The 17,841-nt window shown below is 38.1% G+C and carries 19 protein-coding genes; 9 read left to right on the plus strand and 10 right to left on the minus strand.

Going from position 1 to position 17,841, the window contains the following annotated elements; all coding sequences use genetic code 11:
• The first annotated feature begins 16 nt into the window (after nt 1-16).
• The 4 genes from AC2D3N_RS08950 to wecB all read left to right on the plus strand — a co-directional run bounded on the left by AC2D3N_RS08950 (nt 17) and on the right by wecB (nt 4,694).
• A complete protein-coding gene (locus tag AC2D3N_RS08950; protein ID WP_484693401.1) occupies nt 17-565 on the plus strand; it encodes a hypothetical protein in 549 nt (182 codons plus the stop codon).
• Nucleotides 562-1,638 (plus strand): M20/M25/M40 family metallo-hydrolase, encoded by a 1,077-nt coding sequence (locus AC2D3N_RS08955; RefSeq protein WP_079677517.1) that lies wholly within the window; start codon nt 562-564, stop codon nt 1,636-1,638. Before AC2D3N_RS08950 ends, AC2D3N_RS08955 begins: the two co-directional genes overlap by 4 nt.
• A gap of 21 nt (nt 1,639-1,659) precedes the next feature.
• Entirely contained in the window at nt 1,660-3,477 is a 1,818-nt protein-coding gene (locus tag AC2D3N_RS08960) for an ABC-ATPase domain-containing protein (protein ID WP_079677518.1), read from the plus strand.
• Between the two features lie 92 nt (nt 3,478-3,569).
• Nucleotides 3,570-4,694, plus strand: a complete 1,125-nt coding sequence (gene wecB / locus AC2D3N_RS08965) for a non-hydrolyzing UDP-N-acetylglucosamine 2-epimerase (protein ID WP_484693402.1) — start codon at nt 3,570-3,572, stop codon at nt 4,692-4,694.
• A 75-nt stretch (nt 4,695-4,769) separates the two neighbouring features.
• On the opposite strand, the gene AC2D3N_RS08970 is transcribed toward wecB, so the two are convergent.
• On the minus strand, nt 4,770-5,105 hold the full coding sequence (locus AC2D3N_RS08970) for a cupin domain-containing protein (protein ID WP_079677519.1): 336 nt from the start codon (nt 5,103-5,105) through the stop codon (nt 4,770-4,772).
• Between the two features lie 122 nt (nt 5,106-5,227).
• Between AC2D3N_RS08970 and AC2D3N_RS08975 the strand changes: the two genes are divergently transcribed.
• The gene (locus AC2D3N_RS08975; RefSeq protein WP_200816705.1) at nt 5,228-6,193 is read left to right on the plus strand and encodes a TIGR00341 family protein; all 966 of its coding nucleotides are present in this window, start codon (nt 5,228-5,230) and stop codon (nt 6,191-6,193) included.
• A 59-nt stretch (nt 6,194-6,252) separates the two neighbouring features.
• Here the strand turns inward: AC2D3N_RS08975 and AC2D3N_RS08980 are convergent, their stop codons facing one another.
• The 4 genes from AC2D3N_RS08980 to AC2D3N_RS08995 all read right to left on the minus strand — a co-directional run bounded on the left by AC2D3N_RS08980 (nt 6,253) and on the right by AC2D3N_RS08995 (nt 8,816).
• The gene (locus AC2D3N_RS08980) at nt 6,253-6,672 is read right to left on the minus strand and encodes a YidH family protein (RefSeq protein ID WP_079677961.1); all 420 of its coding nucleotides are present in this window, start codon (nt 6,670-6,672) and stop codon (nt 6,253-6,255) included.
• A 176-nt stretch (nt 6,673-6,848) separates the two neighbouring features.
• Nucleotides 6,849-7,538, minus strand: coding sequence for a cadmium resistance transporter (locus tag AC2D3N_RS08985; protein ID WP_079677520.1), 690 nt, complete (start codon nt 7,536-7,538; stop codon nt 6,849-6,851).
• A 22-nt stretch (nt 7,539-7,560) separates the two neighbouring features.
• Nucleotides 7,561-8,127 carry an MgtC/SapB family protein gene (locus tag AC2D3N_RS08990; RefSeq protein WP_339394349.1) on the minus strand — a complete coding sequence of 189 codons (567 nt, stop codon included), beginning with the start codon at nt 8,125-8,127 and terminating at the stop codon, nt 7,561-7,563.
• A 101-nt stretch (nt 8,128-8,228) separates the two neighbouring features.
• Entirely contained in the window at nt 8,229-8,816 is a 588-nt protein-coding gene (locus tag AC2D3N_RS08995) for a Crp/Fnr family transcriptional regulator (protein WP_484693403.1), read from the minus strand.
• A 128-nt stretch (nt 8,817-8,944) separates the two neighbouring features.
• On the opposite strand from AC2D3N_RS08995, the gene AC2D3N_RS09000 reads away from it, so the two are divergent.
• Nucleotides 8,945-9,913: a LysR family transcriptional regulator gene (locus AC2D3N_RS09000; RefSeq protein WP_234996611.1), complete on the plus strand. Its 969-nt coding sequence runs from the start codon at nt 8,945-8,947 to the stop codon at nt 9,911-9,913.
• Here AC2D3N_RS09000 and AC2D3N_RS09005 read toward each other — a convergent pair.
• Genes AC2D3N_RS09005 through AC2D3N_RS09015 form a run of 3 tightly spaced genes read right to left on the minus strand, consistent with a single transcriptional unit; the run spans nt 9,903 to nt 11,827 of the window.
• The gene (locus AC2D3N_RS09005) at nt 9,903-10,703 is read right to left on the minus strand and encodes a prohibitin family protein (RefSeq protein WP_484693404.1); all 801 of its coding nucleotides are present in this window, start codon (nt 10,701-10,703) and stop codon (nt 9,903-9,905) included. The two genes, AC2D3N_RS09000 and AC2D3N_RS09005, sit on opposite strands and share 11 nt — an antisense overlap.
• A gap of 33 nt (nt 10,704-10,736) precedes the next feature.
• On the minus strand, nt 10,737-11,438 hold the full coding sequence (locus AC2D3N_RS09010) for a phosphatase PAP2 family protein (RefSeq protein ID WP_484693405.1): 702 nt from the start codon (nt 11,436-11,438) through the stop codon (nt 10,737-10,739).
• 32 nt (nt 11,439-11,470) lie between these two features.
• Nucleotides 11,471-11,827 (minus strand): DUF7980 family protein, encoded by a 357-nt coding sequence (locus tag AC2D3N_RS09015; protein ID WP_042151711.1) that lies wholly within the window; start codon nt 11,825-11,827, stop codon nt 11,471-11,473.
• 475 nt (nt 11,828-12,302) lie between these two features.
• Between AC2D3N_RS09015 and AC2D3N_RS09020 the strand changes: the two genes are divergently transcribed.
• From AC2D3N_RS09020 to AC2D3N_RS09030, 3 genes are all read left to right on the plus strand, one after another.
• Nucleotides 12,303-13,121, plus strand: a complete 819-nt coding sequence (locus tag AC2D3N_RS09020) for a tetratricopeptide repeat protein (protein ID WP_079677525.1) — start codon at nt 12,303-12,305, stop codon at nt 13,119-13,121.
• A gap of 101 nt (nt 13,122-13,222) precedes the next feature.
• The gene (locus AC2D3N_RS09025) at nt 13,223-13,741 is read left to right on the plus strand and encodes a cyclic nucleotide-binding domain-containing protein (RefSeq protein ID WP_079677526.1); all 519 of its coding nucleotides are present in this window, start codon (nt 13,223-13,225) and stop codon (nt 13,739-13,741) included.
• A gap of 72 nt (nt 13,742-13,813) precedes the next feature.
• The gene (locus AC2D3N_RS09030; RefSeq protein WP_079677527.1) at nt 13,814-14,704 is read left to right on the plus strand and encodes a type IV pilin-like G/H family protein; all 891 of its coding nucleotides are present in this window, start codon (nt 13,814-13,816) and stop codon (nt 14,702-14,704) included.
• Between the two features lie 242 nt (nt 14,705-14,946).
• On the opposite strand, the gene AC2D3N_RS09035 is transcribed toward AC2D3N_RS09030, so the two are convergent.
• Entirely contained in the window at nt 14,947-15,951 is a 1,005-nt protein-coding gene (locus AC2D3N_RS09035; RefSeq protein ID WP_079677528.1) for a 2-hydroxyacid dehydrogenase, read from the minus strand.
• Between the two features lie 87 nt (nt 15,952-16,038).
• Nucleotides 16,039-17,775, minus strand: coding sequence for a trypsin-like peptidase domain-containing protein (locus tag AC2D3N_RS09040; protein ID WP_484693406.1), 1,737 nt, complete (start codon nt 17,773-17,775; stop codon nt 16,039-16,041).
• Nucleotides 17,776-17,841 lie beyond the last annotated feature (66 nt).

A 17,841-nucleotide genomic window follows, 5' to 3' on the forward strand; every position in this document is an offset into this window, starting at 1 on the left:
CAAAGGAAATGATCAAATGAGCCAAACTTTAGAAGATTTACAAACAGAATGGGACGCGATTAAAGATCAAATTAATGCGGTCAAAGCTGAATATAATAGGTTAAGAAGTAAGCGTTCTAACTTTCATGTTACCGTTTTCTTATCCTCTGATGCTTCCCCAGAATCCTTAGTCACCTTAGAACAACAAACCCAAGATGAAGCCCAGCGCTGGTCATTGAATTTACAACAACTCGATCAAGAAATTCAATCCACTCGCATTAAATTAAGACAAGTTAGGGCTAAACTCGCCGTTAAACAGGCTCAAATTTATCGCTTTCAGGCTCAAAAAAATTGGATTGAACTTAAAAACAATTATGACCGCATTAATCAATTAGCTAATCGTTTAGAGGAAGAAATTATTGGATTTTATAAAACCGCAGAAAATTTTGAACCTATTTCTGAAGAATGGCTTCCCAAACATCCTAAATTGTTAGTAGAATTAGAAATTATTAACATTCCCCATATAAAAATAGAGGAGAAACAATTTAAGATAATCAGTAAACCGATTAATTTTAATTTTGAATGAAGGTAAAACCGTGGATTAAGATTTTTTTGTGGATGGGAATTGCCATCGGAATTATTGTCGGATGCTATGCTGGATTCCCCGATGATAAAATAGAGCCAATTTCTATCAATTCTCAACCTCAGATTACGCCTTTTCCTTCCCTAATTTCTCCTCAAATTGATACAATTGATCCCGCCAAACTATGGAGTCACCTTAAAGTATTAGTGGGAAAAAGATTTCAAGATCCTGATCGAGAAAGGGTGCGAAATTATTTGGTCAAACAATTAGAATTATTGAACTTTTCTCCCGATTTACAATTCTTTGATCAAGGTGTTAATATTGTAGCAGAACATCTAGGAACCGATCCAAAAGCCGGAGTGATCTTACTCGCTGCTCATTATGATACGGTTCCCAATTCTCCGGGGGCTAATGATAATGCCAGTGGAGTAGCGGTAATTTTAGAAATTGCCCGTTTGTTGGCTCAAAAAAACACCCCTCGCAGCTTAAAAATTGTCTTTTTCGATCAAGAAGAAGTCGGGCTTTTAGGAAGTTTTGCCTTTACGGAAAAACCCAAAAATCTGACAAATTTACAAGCGGCAGTTATATTAGATATGGTGGGTTATGCTTGTCATTTACCCGGCTGTCAAACCTATCCTCCAGGAATTGCTGTAACTTCCCTTTTAGAAGCTGCTGGAGTTGAATTTCCAGATCGAGGAGAATTTTTAACCGTGGTGGGAGAAGTCCAACATTTATCCCTATTAAAAGTGTTTCAAAGGGTTGGTCAATCCGTTAGAAAATCAACCTCTAATTCCGTTCAATTTCCGCCCCTTGTCGCTGTACCTATTCCCTTAAAAGGTTTGGTCACACCGGATGTTTTACGCAGTGATCATGCTCCCTTTTGGTATCAAGGAATCCCGGCGGTTTTAATCACCGATACAGCCAATTTGCGATCGCCCCATTACCATCAACCCAGTGACACGATGGCCAATTTAGATCCCAACTTTTTTGAAGGATCAGCCGAAATAATTTATAATGTAGTTGCTGAACTTCTGAATAGTCAGACCTCCTTTAATCTTCCCACTTCCCTTAATTAAACTAATTATTTTTTATCTAATATGAAGACTCAAGAAAATCTCCGACAGCTATTATTTGATCTCGATAATCGAGGCTATAAAGCTTATAAAGATATTGTAGGGACTTATGAATTTCCCAATTTCACCCTAATTATTGATTATGTGCAAGGCGATCCCTTTGCTGCACCCAGTAAATTCCGTGTTCAAATTCCCCCAAAAATTGCGGGATTTCCCCCAGAATTATACCGCACCCACAGCCGTGAAATTGCCCTAAGAGACTATCTAATTCGGGAATTTGATCAAAATTCTATGGAGATAAGTAGCCATCGGGGAACGGGCAAAAGTGGCATGATTGGGGTGACAAAAATGGGTCAGGAAATATTAGAACGGACGGCCGCTTCACTGATTACTATAACCCCCCCTTCTGCTAAACCCATAATTAGCGGAAACCATGTATTACAACGCACCCGTCCAACCGCTTCTACTTCAGAAAAAGGGGTAGAAATGCGTTTTTTTGTCGGACTTCCTGCCCGGGGACGAAATATTTTAGGTCGTCAAGCTACGATGATGATTTGTGATGATATTCCCACCCTTGTAGACCGATCTTTAAGATATCAAAATTTAGATGCAGAGGCTATTAAACGTCACGTTGAAACGGCGGAAGATGCTGATTATTTACGCGAACAATTAGCAGAAAAAGCGTTAGTTGCCTTTGTCGCCAATGGTGCAATTTTACCACGGCGCAGTGGGGTTGATAGTCGCCCCTTAACCGAAAATGTGATCACTTTTCAATCGCCAAAATCCTTAGAAGTGGAGTTTAATTGTCCCAACCAAGGATTAATTAAAGGCATGGGAATTTCTCAAGGAATCACTTTAATTGTCGGTGGCGGTTATCATGGGAAATCAACCTTATTAAAAGCAATTGAATTAGGGGTTTATAATCATATTCCTGGGGATGGTCGGGAATTTGTGATTACCAATCCATCGGCGGTAAAAATTAGGGCGGAGGATGGTCGCAGTGTGGCGGGAGTAGATATTTCTGCATTTATTAATCAATTACCGCAAGGTCGTTCGACAACGCAATTCTCCACGGAAAATGCTAGTGGTAGTACCTCCCAAGCTGCTAATATTATGGAGGCATTAGAGGCATTAGTTTTAACCGAAAATTCTCCCTCAATTCCGGCGGTATTATTAGTAGATGAAGATACCGCAGCTACTAATTTTATGATTCGCGATCGCCGAATGCAAGAATTAATTGCTAAAAATCAAGAACCTATTACCCCTTTTATTGACAAAGTTCGCCAACTTTATACCGATTATTCTGTGTCTACTATTTTAGTTATGGGTGGCAGTGGAGATTATTTTGATGTGGCAGATCAGGTAATCGGAATGGAGAATTTTCAAGCCCTAGAATTAACTAAAAAAGCCAAAGAAATTGCCCATCAATATAGTACGGGTCGCACCTTAGAAGGGGGAGAAAACTTTGGTGTAATTCGTCCGCGAATTCCTTTGTCTGAAAGTTTAGATCCCAGTCGAGGACGTTGGGATGTGCGGGTGAAGGTTAGGGATGTGGACGAGGTGTTATTTGGAACCGAAGATATTGATGTTTCTGCGGTGGAACAAATTGTTTCTCAAGATCAATTACGGGCGATCGCGGCGGCAATGGTTTATGCTAAACAACAGTATATTGATGGAGAGAAAACCCTACCTCAAATTTTAGATCAAATTATGAATGATATTGCCACCAAAGGATTAGATATTATTGCCCCATTTCCCCAAGGAGATTTGGCAATCTTTAGACGATTTGAATTAGCTGCGGCTATCAACAGAATTAGAACCTTAGAAGTCAAACAATCTTAAAGTCGTCCTCCCTTAATAAAGGGAAACAGGATAGTAAAACCTTGATAAATTCTCAAATTAATTTAACTTTTTATTGAAGATTATTAATGATTATGTCTCCGATTCCTCTCCGAGTTATGGTTGTTTTTGGGACTCGTCCAGAAGCGATTAAATTAGCCCCTGTTATTCAACAGTTAAAACAAACCTCTGGATTTGATACCCAGGTGGTTTTAACGGGTCAACATCGAGAAATGGTAACCCAGGTCATGACGTTGTTTAATTTAACCGCAGACCAAGATTTAGACATCATGCAAGCGCAACAAACCTTAACAGATATTACCTGTGGAAGTTTACGCGGATTAGAAGATTTATTGAAACAATTAAATCCCCATTTAGTCTTAGTTCAAGGCGATACAACAACGGCTTTTGCTGCGAGTTTAGCCGCTTTTTATCAAAAAATTCCTGTTGGTCATGTTGAGGCCGGATTACGCACCAATGATGTGTTTAATCCCTATCCTGAAGAAGCCAATCGGCGGTTAATTTCTCAGTTAACCCAATTACATTTTGCCCCCACCAATCAATCGGTTCAAAACCTAAAAAATTCAGGGGTTTGGGGAGAAATTTATCACACGGGAAACACAGTTATTGATGCTTTATTATCCGTTGCTAAACAAAAACCTAAACTCAATATTCCCGAATTAGAAAATAGTCCCTATCGGTTAATTTTAGCCACGGTTCATCGGCGGGAGAATTGGGGAGAACCGCTTCAGGGAATAGCAGAAGGATTCCTAGAAATTCTGAATGAATTTCCCGATACCGCCCTATTATTACCTTTACATAAAAATCCAACGGTTAGGGAACCTTTAACCGAAAAATTAGGGAGTCATCCCCGGGTATTTCTCACCGAACCTTTGGATTATACCGAATTAGTAGCGGCGATTGATCGCTGTTATTTTGTATTAACCGATTCCGGGGGATTGCAAGAGGAAGCACCGAGTTTAGGAAAACCGGTATTAGTATTAAGAACAACCACAGAACGTCCTGAAGCAGTGGAAGCAGGAACCGCTAAATTAGTTGGAACAAAAGCACAGGATATTTTTACAGAAGCGAGTATTTTATTAAAGAATGGAATTACCTATCAAGACATGGCAAATGCCATTAATCCCTTTGGAGATGGTCACGCTTCGGAACGGATTATTAATATTATCAAAAATTATTTTAATCCTATTAACGATTAAATAAACATCGTTGTTGCGATTCATTGACGAGGTACTGTTAATGTGGGGAAAAAGCCCTGAAGGGCTTACTACAGGTTAGGTGCGTAAACCGAAATAGGTTAAAATTAAATCTGTATTTCCTGTATTACTAACTTCGTGAACCTCCCCAGGTTCGACTGCAATACAAACCCCTGGGTTTAATTGATAATCTATACCATTAATACGGATATTTCCTAAACCTGATTCTACAAAAAATACCTCACACATATCTATATGGGAATGACTGCCCGCTACCTGTCCAGGGGCAAAAAACGCCTGAGAAAAATTTGTTAAGTGGGGTAAATCTCCTAAACTCAACATCACCTTTTTTTTGATTGCTGGGTTATGGGAAACTTCCTGTTCTGGAATTTTGGCTAAATCTGTTATTTTCATAAAACTTTAAATTTAGAAGTTATATTATTATATCATTTTTATGCTAATATGCCCTAAATCCATTAATCTCTAGTAGTCGATAATCGCTGATTGTTAAACTTTCATAAATCTTAATATTCGTCATGAAAAGTAGGCTCAAATTCAAAAAAGTATCCGATGATGCCCTCATCCAAATGCGACAGAATTTAATGGCTGAATCTATACTGTGTTTTAACTATATTGTCTTAGTAATAACAGCTTGTTTAATTGCTACCTTTGGATTACTAAGTAACAGTACAGCCGTAATTATTGGGGCGATGTTAGTGGCTCCGATTATGTTACCGTTGCGAGGATTAGCCTTTGGAATTTTAGAAAGTGATCAAGAATTATCTCGTCGTAGTATGATCTCGATTATTGTAGGAACGGTGGTGGCACTAATCTTATCAATGATCTTAGGAAAAATAACGGGGATTGAAGATTTTGGTTCGGAAGTTTTAGCCCGAACTGAACCGACATTAATTGACTTGGGAATTGCCGTTGTAGCAGGAGGATTAAGCGGTTTTACCAAGGTGGAAAAGGGGATTAGTGATGCGGTGGCTGGAACCGCAATTGCCGTGGCTTTAATGCCTCCTCTTTGTGTGGTTGGTTTAACCTTATCTCAAGGTTTTTTTGATTTAAGTTATGGCGCAACGTTACTTTATTTAACTAATTTAATTGGGATTGCCTTAGCTTGTATGGTAGTTTTTATTTTGGCAGGTTATTCCCGACTGCGAAAACAATTTGCTTTAACATTAATGATTACTTCCGTTGTAGCAGTTCCTTTAGGGATTAGTTTTTTACAATTCGTAACTCAACTACAGTTACAAACGGATTTGAGAAACATTTTTGAACAGAAAACCTTAACGGGACAACGGGTGGATTTACAAGATACTCATATTAATTGGAAACAAGATCCTCCTATTGCTTATTTAAAAGTTCGAGCTACCGAACCTGTTACGCCAAGACAAGTACGTTTAGTTCAAGATTTTATTAATCAAAAAATGAGGCGGAACTTCGCATTAGTTTTTTTAGTTGAAGAAGTTGCACAAGTAGAAGCAGAAAAGGAATAGATAAGGAATAGATATTGATATTTTATTCCTATTCCTTTGCACCCTATGACCACCTGTTATTAAAAGCCACCGAAATCAAGGGGACTGGATACAGGACTGGTGAAGACAAAATAAATAATTCCTGCTCCTAATAAAGTGACCGCTAAACTAAACAAAATCACCCAACGGTCAGGGGGTTCATAACTATCTTCTTCAATATCTCGACGGACAACAAAATATTGAACCGTCGATAATAATACGGTTAATAAACCGACTCCTGAAAATAATAATCCTAATTTCCAACCATAGCCAGGGCCAGGGACAGTCACGGGTTGAAACGCGCGCAGACGTAAAATCACCACTCCAAATCCCATTAAACCAACCGCAGTTCGCATCCAAGCTAGATAGGTGCGTTCATTGGCTAAATGATCTCGAACCCTGGAGGGGTTGAGTTTTTTTCGCTTTTGATTGGTTTCAGGCTTAGATTCGGATGAGTCCATCAATTTAGGGGGGTTAGTTTCGGTATAATTTTCAGTTTTCATTGTTTGGAATTAGACAAAAATAGAGAAAACCATCTTAACCTAGATTGTTGAAATTGCAAGTAGTTAATTTATGATTAAAGGGCTTAATATGATTAAAGGGATTAATGAATAGCCCGTTAATTTTAAAATTTAACTCAGGTTATTTTATCTGGACTAGAAAATAAGACCCAAGCATAACTAATGAACAGAGCCAGAAGTGCTAATAAAAGGTTTTCTTTAACGATAAAAACTCCTAAACCAATCAAAACACAGGGAACAAAAGTATGACCATACCCGGTTAAAATTCTGGAAATAGCGGGGAAATTGGTTAACTGATCAGCCAGATAACACCAAACCCCCACTAGGAATAAAAATGTCCCGATGATGGTTAATAAACTGTCTAAACTACTACTGGCAAATAGGGTAAAATAAACCGCAATATTATCACTGCCATTAGCAACTGTTACCGCCGCTACTCCATAGGTTTGAGGAGATAAAAAATTTCGAGAGAAAGACGGGTTATCCGGCATTTTTGGCATTGCCATAGGGCTGGAAGTTTCCATTTTGTCTGCTTCAGATTTTAAGAGATAAGAAATCCCCAAAATCACAGGAACCACACCTAACCAACGAATCCAGTCACCAGGAATCCATAAACTGCCAAAAAAACCGGGCAAACTGACAAGTAATATAAAAATAAATCCTAAATATTGACCGATGATAATTTGGCGACGGCGGAAGTGGGCATTAACCTTGGAAAAAAATAGGATGAGGATGAGAATATCATCAATATTCGTAGCGGTAAAGGTGGCAATTCCCTTGAAGATATCAGCAATTAATGGGGTCATTTGTTTTGTTTATTTTGCGATCCTAGTCTTCTGAATTTGTTCCCTCAGTATGGGTATGAGTTTGGGTTTTAGGACGATAGATGCGTTGCTGTTTATAAAAGGGTCTATACACTCGCAGCCGATAAAGTGAAGTCCCTTTGACTTTTTTGAACCCCCTTAAAATCAGTAAAGTCATTAAGGTTCCGATTAAACTCATCTGCCATAATCCACATCCGGTAGCCGTTCCCAAACCTGCGGTTAACCATAAAGCCGCCGCCGAAGTTAGCCCTTTAACTTTAGGTTTAAGGTTGGGTTTTGACTGTTGAAAAATAATTCCTGCCCCGATAAATCCTACCCCGGTGGCAATTCCTTGAATAGTCCGACTCAGGGCATTAGTTGAGTTAAGATCTAGCCCGGCTTGTAGGGTGATCATCACAAAAATTGCAGCCCCTAAGCTGACAATCATATAGGTTCTAAGTCCAGCAGGTCTACTCGGTTGCTCCCGATCTAATCCAATCACACCTCCAATTAACAAAGCTATTCCTAGGCGAAAGATCAGGGTTAACCAGTCATCGGAAGGAAAAAACATTGGGTTAGAATTGACAGCCATTGATGGTATAAACCTCACTAATTATTAAGGTAAAGATTTGGGTTACTCTTTGTAACCTTACAATCAATTTTATCAATTTATTTGTCAAAAGATCTAACCAATTAAATTTCATAGTGCCAAAAGGCTTGATGTCCGGGTAGAATAATAAATTGTCTATTCAACCGTTCAATGATCCCTTGCTGTTCAAATTCTTTCAAAAGTCGGGTGACAGTGACTCGTGTTGTCCCAATACTTTCAGCAATTTCTTGATGGGTCAAATGGAACTCAATCAGTTGTCCATGGGGAACATCACTGCCAAATTTATTGGCTAATAACATGAGTAATTTATGCAAAGCTTCATCAACCGGACGAGAATGGACAATTTCTAAAAAGGTTTGCAGTTGATGAATATGTTCAATTAATAGGGGCTGCAAATCATCAAATTCCGAGATAGGAAAGGAGGTCGCCTGAACTGGGGTGACGCACTCCATATAGTAGGGGTCAGCTTTGGATAAAACCCGTGACACCACATCCCCTACCCCCCATAAACCCAGGGTTACAACGGTTCCATTTTCCAGGTAGGTGAAGGTACGCACAACACCAGACTGAATTTTCCACAGGTGATCCCGTCTTGCAGGAAGTTGGTCACGACGTTGGAAATAACGCTGTTGCTGGCTAAATTCAGGTGCAATCCTTTGAGCTAAAGTCATGTAAGATACTGGCTAAGTGAAATTAAACTAAAATTGTAAAGCATATTAACTCAATTTGCATTAGAATACAATTTCGATTGTATTAAATTGTTTTAGTCCCCATTCAGACTAATCCCAATCCCCTGATAATGCGAGAGGTAAGTGACTTTATAATGGCTGGAATGACCCTAGAGCAACTGCGAATTTTTTTGGCGGTGGCGGAACACCTACATTTTACCCGGGCGGCTGAAGGACTTTATATTACGCAACCTGCGGTAAGTGCTGCGATTCATAGTTTAGAAACAGAATATCGAGTTAAGTTATTTCATCGGATTGGTCGCCATGTTGAAATTACAGAAGCGGGGGAATTACTACAACTTGAAGCTCAAAAAATATTGGAACAAGTGGCTTTAACTGAACGAGGATTAAAAGAGTTAAATAATCTCCAACGGGGGGAACTCAAATTAGGATCTAGTTTAACTATTGGTAACTATTGGCTACCGGAAAAAATTAGTAAGTTTCAACGGCAATATTCGGGAATTATGGTCAATTGCACCTTAGCAAATACGGAAGAAATTTGTTTGGGTACAGCCAACGGACAGTTTGATTTAGGCTTAATTGAAGGTGAGGTCAAACCCACCCTAAAAAAATTGTTAAATCAAGAGGAAATTGGTAGCGATCGCTTATTAATTGTTGTCGGACAATCCCATCCTTGGTTTGCGCGGGAAAAGGTTGATTTAGCAGAGCTTAAAAATACTGATTGGGTAATGCGAGAGCCAGGTTCAGGAACTCAACAACGTTTGGAAGAAGCTCTGCAAAATTGGGGAATTAACCTGAATGAATTAAAGGTTATTTTAGTTTTAAATACCGGAGAAATGGTGAAATCCGTTGTCGAAGAAGGTCATGTAGCCGCGGGAATTTCTGAGTTGATGGTTAAAAAAGAATTAAAATTAGGGTTGTTAAAAGCAATTGGGATTATTGATCATCGTCAAGATTATGGTCAAGAATTAGAATTAATTCGACCTTTTTTAAAAATCAAACATTGCCAAAGGTTTCAAACCCAAATTTCTCAAACCTTTGAAAAAATGTTATCCTTAGCTGATCAAATTAACGATTAAGTAGGGTGTCCAGATTGAATCTATGAATTGATTTATCATCCAGAACTAAGGGTAATTTTCCATTCCATTGATCAACTACTTGCCTTTGCAATATTTCTGGAGTTAATGTTTTTTGTAACAAAGCATTAGCTTCCGCTTCTCCTTTCGCTAAATTAACTTTAGCTTCCGCTTCCTTAATGGCTTTCAAAACTAAAAAGCCTGCTTTTTTGGCATCCTGTTCAGCAATTTGTTTGGCTTCCACCGCATCCATAAACCGTTGGGAAAAATGAACATGAACCAGAGAAATATTATCCACTTGAATATGATAATTAATTAATTGACCCGTTAATAAATTATCAACTTCTGATTTGACATTTTCTCGACGAGTAATAATTTCTTCGGCGGTATATTTGGCCATCACTGCTTTGAGAATTTCTTCAATCACCGGATTAATAATCGCTTCTATAATAGCATTTTCATCCCCAATTTGTTGAAATGCTAAATTCGCTTCTTCAGGAATAATATGCCAATTCAAGGCTACATCGGTAAACACCTCCTGTAAATCTTTTGATGACGCTTCGGCGGATATTTCCTGTTTTTGAATCCGCACAGTCATCTTTTGTACGGTTTCCGCCACTGGAATAATAAAATGCAATCCTTCATCTAAAATTTCAGTTTGAACTTTCCCAAAAACCATAAAAACCCCCCGTTCTCCAGCCTTAACAATTACCAGGGGATTAAAAAATATCAGGAGTAATAATAACAAAAAAAATAGATTAAGGGGTTTGAAAAACTCTGAATATCTGGGCATTGATGTGATGATAATTCAAGGGTTAACTGGAGTCTATGATTGATGATTTGGAATGGAATTAAACCGATGGATATTGAACAATAAACTACTGAGAATTGACCAGGTTATCGCCAAAAACCAACCCCCTAAAATATCACTGGGAAAATGAACCCCTAAATACAGTCTTGTCCAAGCAATTACTAGGGTGAATAATCCCCCTAAACTAATTACTAACCAACGCCATTTTGTCTTCCAAGTTAGAATCACTAAAGTAATTGCAAAGGTCATACTTAATGTAGCATGACCACTGGGGAAGGAAAAATCTCCAGGTAGAGGATAGGAAGATTCAAACAAACTAGGTCGCATCCGATGAAAGAAAATTTTAGTGGATATACTGATAATTACACTACCTAAAATAGTTAAAACTAAATATAAAAGCGATCGCCATTTTTTTTGATATCCTAAAGTTAAAATAACTGGAATTACCAGTAATACAATTCTAGGAAATATACCAAGAGAAGTTAAAATGATAACTAAGGGTTCAATTTCCGGTTGCCAAGTGGTATGAATTGCAGATAAAATCGACAGATCCCAGGACAAACCATTGGGATGTTCACCGACTTTTAAAGCTAGAATTCCAAACAAAAGTAAAGGTAAGGAAATGCCTAATATTAAAAACCGCCAATGTAGGGTGAACCAATGTTTTAAAGAACCCCAGTCCCCAAATGACGGTTTATTTGGACTCAAATCAGACATGATTTTTTCCTCAAACTGCACGGATGTACAGTCTAATGAGGTAACAGCGAAAGGTCAATCACATTAGACTGAACTAATGCTACCATAACTACAGTAAAAGCTGTTGATGAAAACACACCCATTGCTAAATCTTTCTTGATATTTCGTTCCGGGGTGGAAGATTCAACTACATTCATCGCTCCATATTGCATGAGTAAAATTCCCACTAAATTAGAGAGCCAATATCCAAAAATAGAACTAGGAAAAAATAAGTCTTGAGACAGTTTGCTAAAAACATATCCAAATCCATAAGCAATAGGTAAGTTAAAAATTAAATCATTCCACCAGCACAACGGAGACATCATAAAACCTAGAAAAACCAAGATTCCGCCAATCATTTTTTTAGACATAAATACCTCTATTGTTTACAGTTTCAACCCAGTTGATCTCTATTTTTATCAAAAAGAATCTAAAAATGCCAAAAAAATTGGACTTTTGGCTGTTGTCTGGGGGATTGAATCGATTTCTCCCAGGATTCTACATTAATTTTGCGTGAATTTCAATACATTTATAATTAAATTTCACTTACCAGATCCCCAAGTTGGCCCCATCAGGGTTCCTCGCGGTCGCCAGGGGGGTTATTGAGGAATATCAATCTCCAATTGACCACTGTGATTTGGAAAACCATGGACAAATATCTCAGGTCTGACTTTGCCGGGGGTAACCTGACCGGGTACAATCCTCGAATCTAGCATGAGGAATTTGTACTGGGCAAAAAGCAATAGAGGTAAATTTGTAACTGATAATTGATGACTGATAACTGATAACTGAACTCTGAACATTTAAGATAAAATGGGAAACGCAGTCAATCGGAGGATTTGTTAGATGGGATATGCGATCGATGTTGATCAATTTAACTTTGAGCAAGAGATTATCAAGGTTTCCTATGAAAAACCTGTATTGGTAGACTTTTATGCGACTTGGTGTGGCCCTTGCCAAATTTTAAAACCAATCTTAGAAAAGTTGGTGAAAGAATACGATTTTATTTTAGCAAAAATTGATATTGATCAAAATCCTGAATTAGCAAGTGAGTATCAAGTTGAAGGTGTACCCGATGTCAGAATTGTTGATCAAGGGGAGGTGCGTCCGGGTTTTGTTGGTGCTTTAACGGAAATCCAAATTCGGCAAACCCTGGGTAAAATGAATTTAAAATCTGATTTTGAACTGAGTTTAGAAGCGTTAAAAAATGCAATTACTGATCAAAAATTTCCCCAGGCTAAACAATTACTCGATCAGCTATTTTCTGCCTATCCAGATCGACCGGAGGTGGTGTTAGAAGCGGGTAATTTTTTAATTGTGTTAAACCAATTTGAAAATGCTGAAAAACTGTTAAATACAATTCCAGAAGATCAGCGAGAATTTTTCCTGAAAGCTCAGGCGTTGAAACAATTAATTCAATTTAAAAAAGATGCTACCGCCCCTGGAGATAGCCAATTAGAACAGAATTATGCTAAGGCCTGTCAATTCACCTTAGCCCAGCAGTATCCCGCGGCCCTATCTTTATTTTTAGAGATTGTGTCAACCCATCGTCAATTCAAAGAAGATGCCGCTAAAAAAGCGATGTTAACTATTTTCAATTTACTCGGAGACGAACATCCTTTAACCCAGGAATATCGCAAAAAATTAATGCTAGAATTATATTAGATGGAAGAAAATGGGGAATAGAACCTTTTGTTATCATTTAAAATGTAATCGACAATTTAAATGCTTTTCCATTGATTATTTTCTCTAAAAATTAAGACATTATGACCAATGCTTCACTGATTTTAGGGGAATTAAATGATCGGGATATAGACTGGATGGTGACAGAAGGTAAGCGAGAAACCATTCAAGCTGGTGCTATTCTGATTGAAGAAAATCAACCCTTAGATGCCTTATATATTGTGTTGAGTGGAACCCTAAATGTTTCTGTGGCTGCATTGGGGAATCAAATTGTGGGAAAAATTGGTGGGGGTGAGGTATTAGGAGAAATGTCTTTTGTCGATGGACGTTTACCTTCTGCTACGGTACAAGCGGCGGAAGATTGTTGTGTATTATCTATTTCTCGACCTCTGTTGTCTCAAAAATTAGACGAAGATGTTTTATTTTCTTTGAGATTTTATCGTGCTATTACTAAGTTTTTATCCTCTCGTTTACGGGCAACGGTGAACAATCTTGGCTGTGATGAAAGTACCAATCTATTGCCTAATAAACCACCTGAAAATGGTATTCAAACTGAGCAAGATCATCGTTTGGATTGGATTATGCAGCGTTTAAGTGGATAAGAAACGGATAATATGACTCGATATTTTATGTGAATCCCAATATTTATTATCTTAAAATAAGGATAAAAGCCAATGATTTTATGTCAAAAAAAAAGTTTAATTTTTTTGTCGTTAGTCTTAAATTTAGTCGGTTTTAGTGTAGCAAATTTAGGGATAAATTCTGCTATTATTCCTGTTATCTTAGCGGCTCAACCTGAAAATCCGGTGGTTAAACAATTAGTAGGAAAATGGCAAGTTCCTACTAATCTTTACTCTGGTATTATTTTTACTGAGGATGGCAAGATTTATATATTTGTAACACCCATCGAAGCCATACAATTACAATACACGATTGATCCGACTTTTAAACCCGGATTTATGCTGTTTCGTGATGCTCAAGGAAAAATTGTCGGAACTGCAATTTTTGAGTTACAGGAAGATGGACAACTTCAGTTAGACTTAAATATTAGTGGGGATGAACAACCTGCGATTACGACGTTTAAATCTCAACCTTTGCTGTTTAAAAGAACATCTGAAGACCCTAGAATTGCCACTTCAGTTACTATTAAAATGCCAACAGCATCAGAATTAAAAGAACAAGCCGATCAAGATGCACAATTAGAAGCACAACAATATATTGAGATTATGAATCGAGGTAACCAAGCCAGTTATACTAAGTATAATCTTTTTAGGAGTAATTTAGAAGAATTTATTAAAGGTATTCCCGAGGAAACTCGAAATTATCGCTATAATATTAGAGTTGTTGATGAAAAAAATATGGTTCAATCGGTTGCAATAGCTAAACGAGACGGATTAAAAAGCTATATTGGAGTGGTTTTTATTGAACCTTCACCCATTAGTAATGTCAACACGAAATCAATTATCTGTGAGAGTGATCAATCAACCCAAAAAGTTCCTTCTCAACCCGTATTATTCAGCAATCAAGCAGTTAATTGTCCGGCGGGATATTCGATAGCAGAGTAGGAGTGATTTTCTCAGCACTCCAATTAAGAAATAAATAATATAGCAATCCGTGCCGAAGTTGTAACATTTTATCGTAGGGGTTGGGTCTCCCAACCCAGGCGCAAAGAAAGAGGGTTGGGAGACCCAACCCCTACAGGTTGTGCTCGCAAATCCTACACGAATTGCTATAACAATTTTGGCAGTTGCTCTAATAGGCTAGAGGAAATTCAAAACAGCCTATCACCAAATTAATCCCCAGCATTTCAAGATGCAGTAATTTCATTTTTCAAAGGATTTCCTTGCTCAAAATCGGAAAGATTAGTAATGGTGGTACGCGCAATATCATCTAAAGCATTTTCAGTAAAAAATCCTTGATGAGCGGTAATCACAACATTTGGAAAAGATTGCAGTAATTGAAAGGTATCATCTTGAATAATCGTAGTGGAAAGATCCTCAAAGAAAAGTTTGTCTTCTTCTTCATAAACATCAATGCCGACATAACCAATTTTCTCCGATTTAATCCCTTCAATTACTGCTTTTGTATCCACTAATTTTCCCCGACTAGTATTAATTAACATTACCCCTGATTTCATCTTGGCAATAGTTTCATGATTAATTAGGTGATGAGTTTCAGGAAGTAGGGGACAGTGGAGAGAAATAATATCCGAACGTTGCCAAAGTTCCTCTAAAGAAACATATTCAGCATTTTCTAGTTTCTCAAAATTGGGATTAGGATAAACGTCATACCCTAAAAGATGACAGCCAAATCCCGTCATAATTTTAGCAAAAATCTGTCCAATTTTTCCCGTACCCACCACCCCAACGGTGCGATTATAGAGATCAAAACCTAACAATCCATCTAAAGCAAAATTATCATCCCGAACCCGATTATAAGCCCGGTATAATTTACGATTGAGCATCATAATTAATCCCACGGCGTGTTCCGCAACAGCATAGGGAGAATACTCCGTTACTCTTACCACTTTAATCCCTAATTGAGCCGCGGTTTTGAGATTCACATTATTAAATCCCGTACAACGAAGGGCGATTAACTTTGTACCTTGAGATGCCAAAATTTCCAGGGTTTCTGTTCCCAAATCATCATTCACAAAAACACAGACCGCAGGAAATCCAGCCGCTAGTGATGCAGTTTGGGGTTGCAAACGAGCATCAAAGAAAACAAATTCATGACTGGCTTGGGAGACTTGATTCTCTAGCTCAAGAAATTGACGATCATAAGACTTGGTACTAAAAACAGCAACTTTCATAGGTAGGTAGTTAAACGTTACAACACCTTGATAGAATAACAGAATAATTCAGATTAGTAGTAGAATCACTTCCTAACGACAGTTAAATTAGAGATGCTTCCAAACCTTCACTTGCCCATCCCATCCCCCACTAACTAAGGTGTTACCATCGGGACTAATCCCAACAGCATTCACATAACCAGAATGACCTCTTAAATTTCCTTTTAATTGACCTGTGGCTAAGTCCCAAAGTTTCACGGTTTTATCCCAACTTCCACTAATTAATGTTTTCCCATCACTGGTAATTACGATTGACCAAACGCCATCGGTATGACCGCTTAACCGACGAATGGGTTGGCCTGTTTTTAATTTCCATAACCCAATGCTTCCATCGGCACTGCTACTGGCTAAAGTCTCCCCATCGGGACTAATAGCTAGGGATAAAACCGATAATTCATGACCTTTTAAGGTACGAATTAATTCTCCGGTTTCCACATTCCATAATTTGACACTACTGTCTTTACTTCCACTGGCTAAAATTTTACCATCGGGACTAAATGCGATCGCCCCAACCAACTGTTCATGTCCGATAAAAGTTTTCAAAAGTTGACCCGTTTGCAGATTCCAAAGTTTAATAGTTTTATCCCAACTTCCACTGGCAATCATTTTACCATCGGGACTTAATTTAACTGCTAAAACGGGATTATTATGGGCTTGAATAGTTTGAATTAAGGGCAAAGTTGCAGATTGTAAGCCCGTAGCTAAATCCCAAACTTTAACTAATCCATCTTCCCCTCCTGTAACTAAATATTTGTGATCTTGACTGAGGCTAATGCTATAAATTGATCCCTGATGAGCAGGGAGAGTTCGAGTTAGTCCACTGGTGGTAATATTCCAGATTGAAAGATTTCCGTTACTATTACCAATAATAGCATAGGGAAAGGCTAAAGCTATGGATAATATTTCTCCTGATTGTTCGGTTAAAGTCGTGGCTAAAGTGAAAGAATTATTAACCGCAGCGATTGTATTGGCAGGCGATGAATTAGAAGCATTAATATCAGGATTATTGGTAATCGGAGCCGAGGGATTGGGTGGAGTAGGAACTGAAGATAATGTTGCCGTTTTTCGCCAATCAAAAAAATAATTAATCGGGATTCCCGCAGAAACAATTTTATCAGAATCATTGCCTAATTGGACAATTCCATTTACTCCAATAACCTTTCCTTCCCCATCTAAAATAGGGCCGCCACTCATCCCACTTCTGACTAAATTAGTGTAAACTAAACTATATCCAAACCGAGGTTGTTGACGTTGGCTAAAGGTGCCACTGGTACTTAAAAATAGTCGCTGTCCAAGAGAACTTCCAGAACGAGGCCATCCAGCTACATATAAAGTATTTCCCGGTTGAATTTGACCAGCATCGGATGGAATTGCAACTCGATATCTTTGGGAACTACTAAAGGGAACTAGGGCTAAATCTAGGTTAGGAAGTTGTTGAATTGAACTATAATAAACAAAGTAGCGTTTACCATCGGGGGTGACAATTTCATAGTCTCCAACACGATCAACGACGTGCCAATTGGTTAAAACATAATAGGTATTTCCTTGTTTTTCCACAATAAATCCCGACCCACCTTTTGGCCCATCAATTCTAACGGTAATTTCTCCAGCAATGCTATTAATTTCTGCGGGCGATAGGGGGGATTTTTGGACAATTTGTAATGGGAAAGAGGGCAACTGTGATAAAATTGGAACCGGAATAGTTAGGAAAGGAAAACTTAAAGCGATCGCACCTAAATTTTTAGGGGAAATTTTAAATAATTTAGAAAGTAAATTTAGATTCATAGTTAAGCTGAATTAATGTTTTTTGAAGGAATAGGTAATCAATTTTGTTGTTGGGCTTTAGCTCCT

Source organism: Planktothrix sp. PLAVEN19ND (assembly GCF_057220675.1).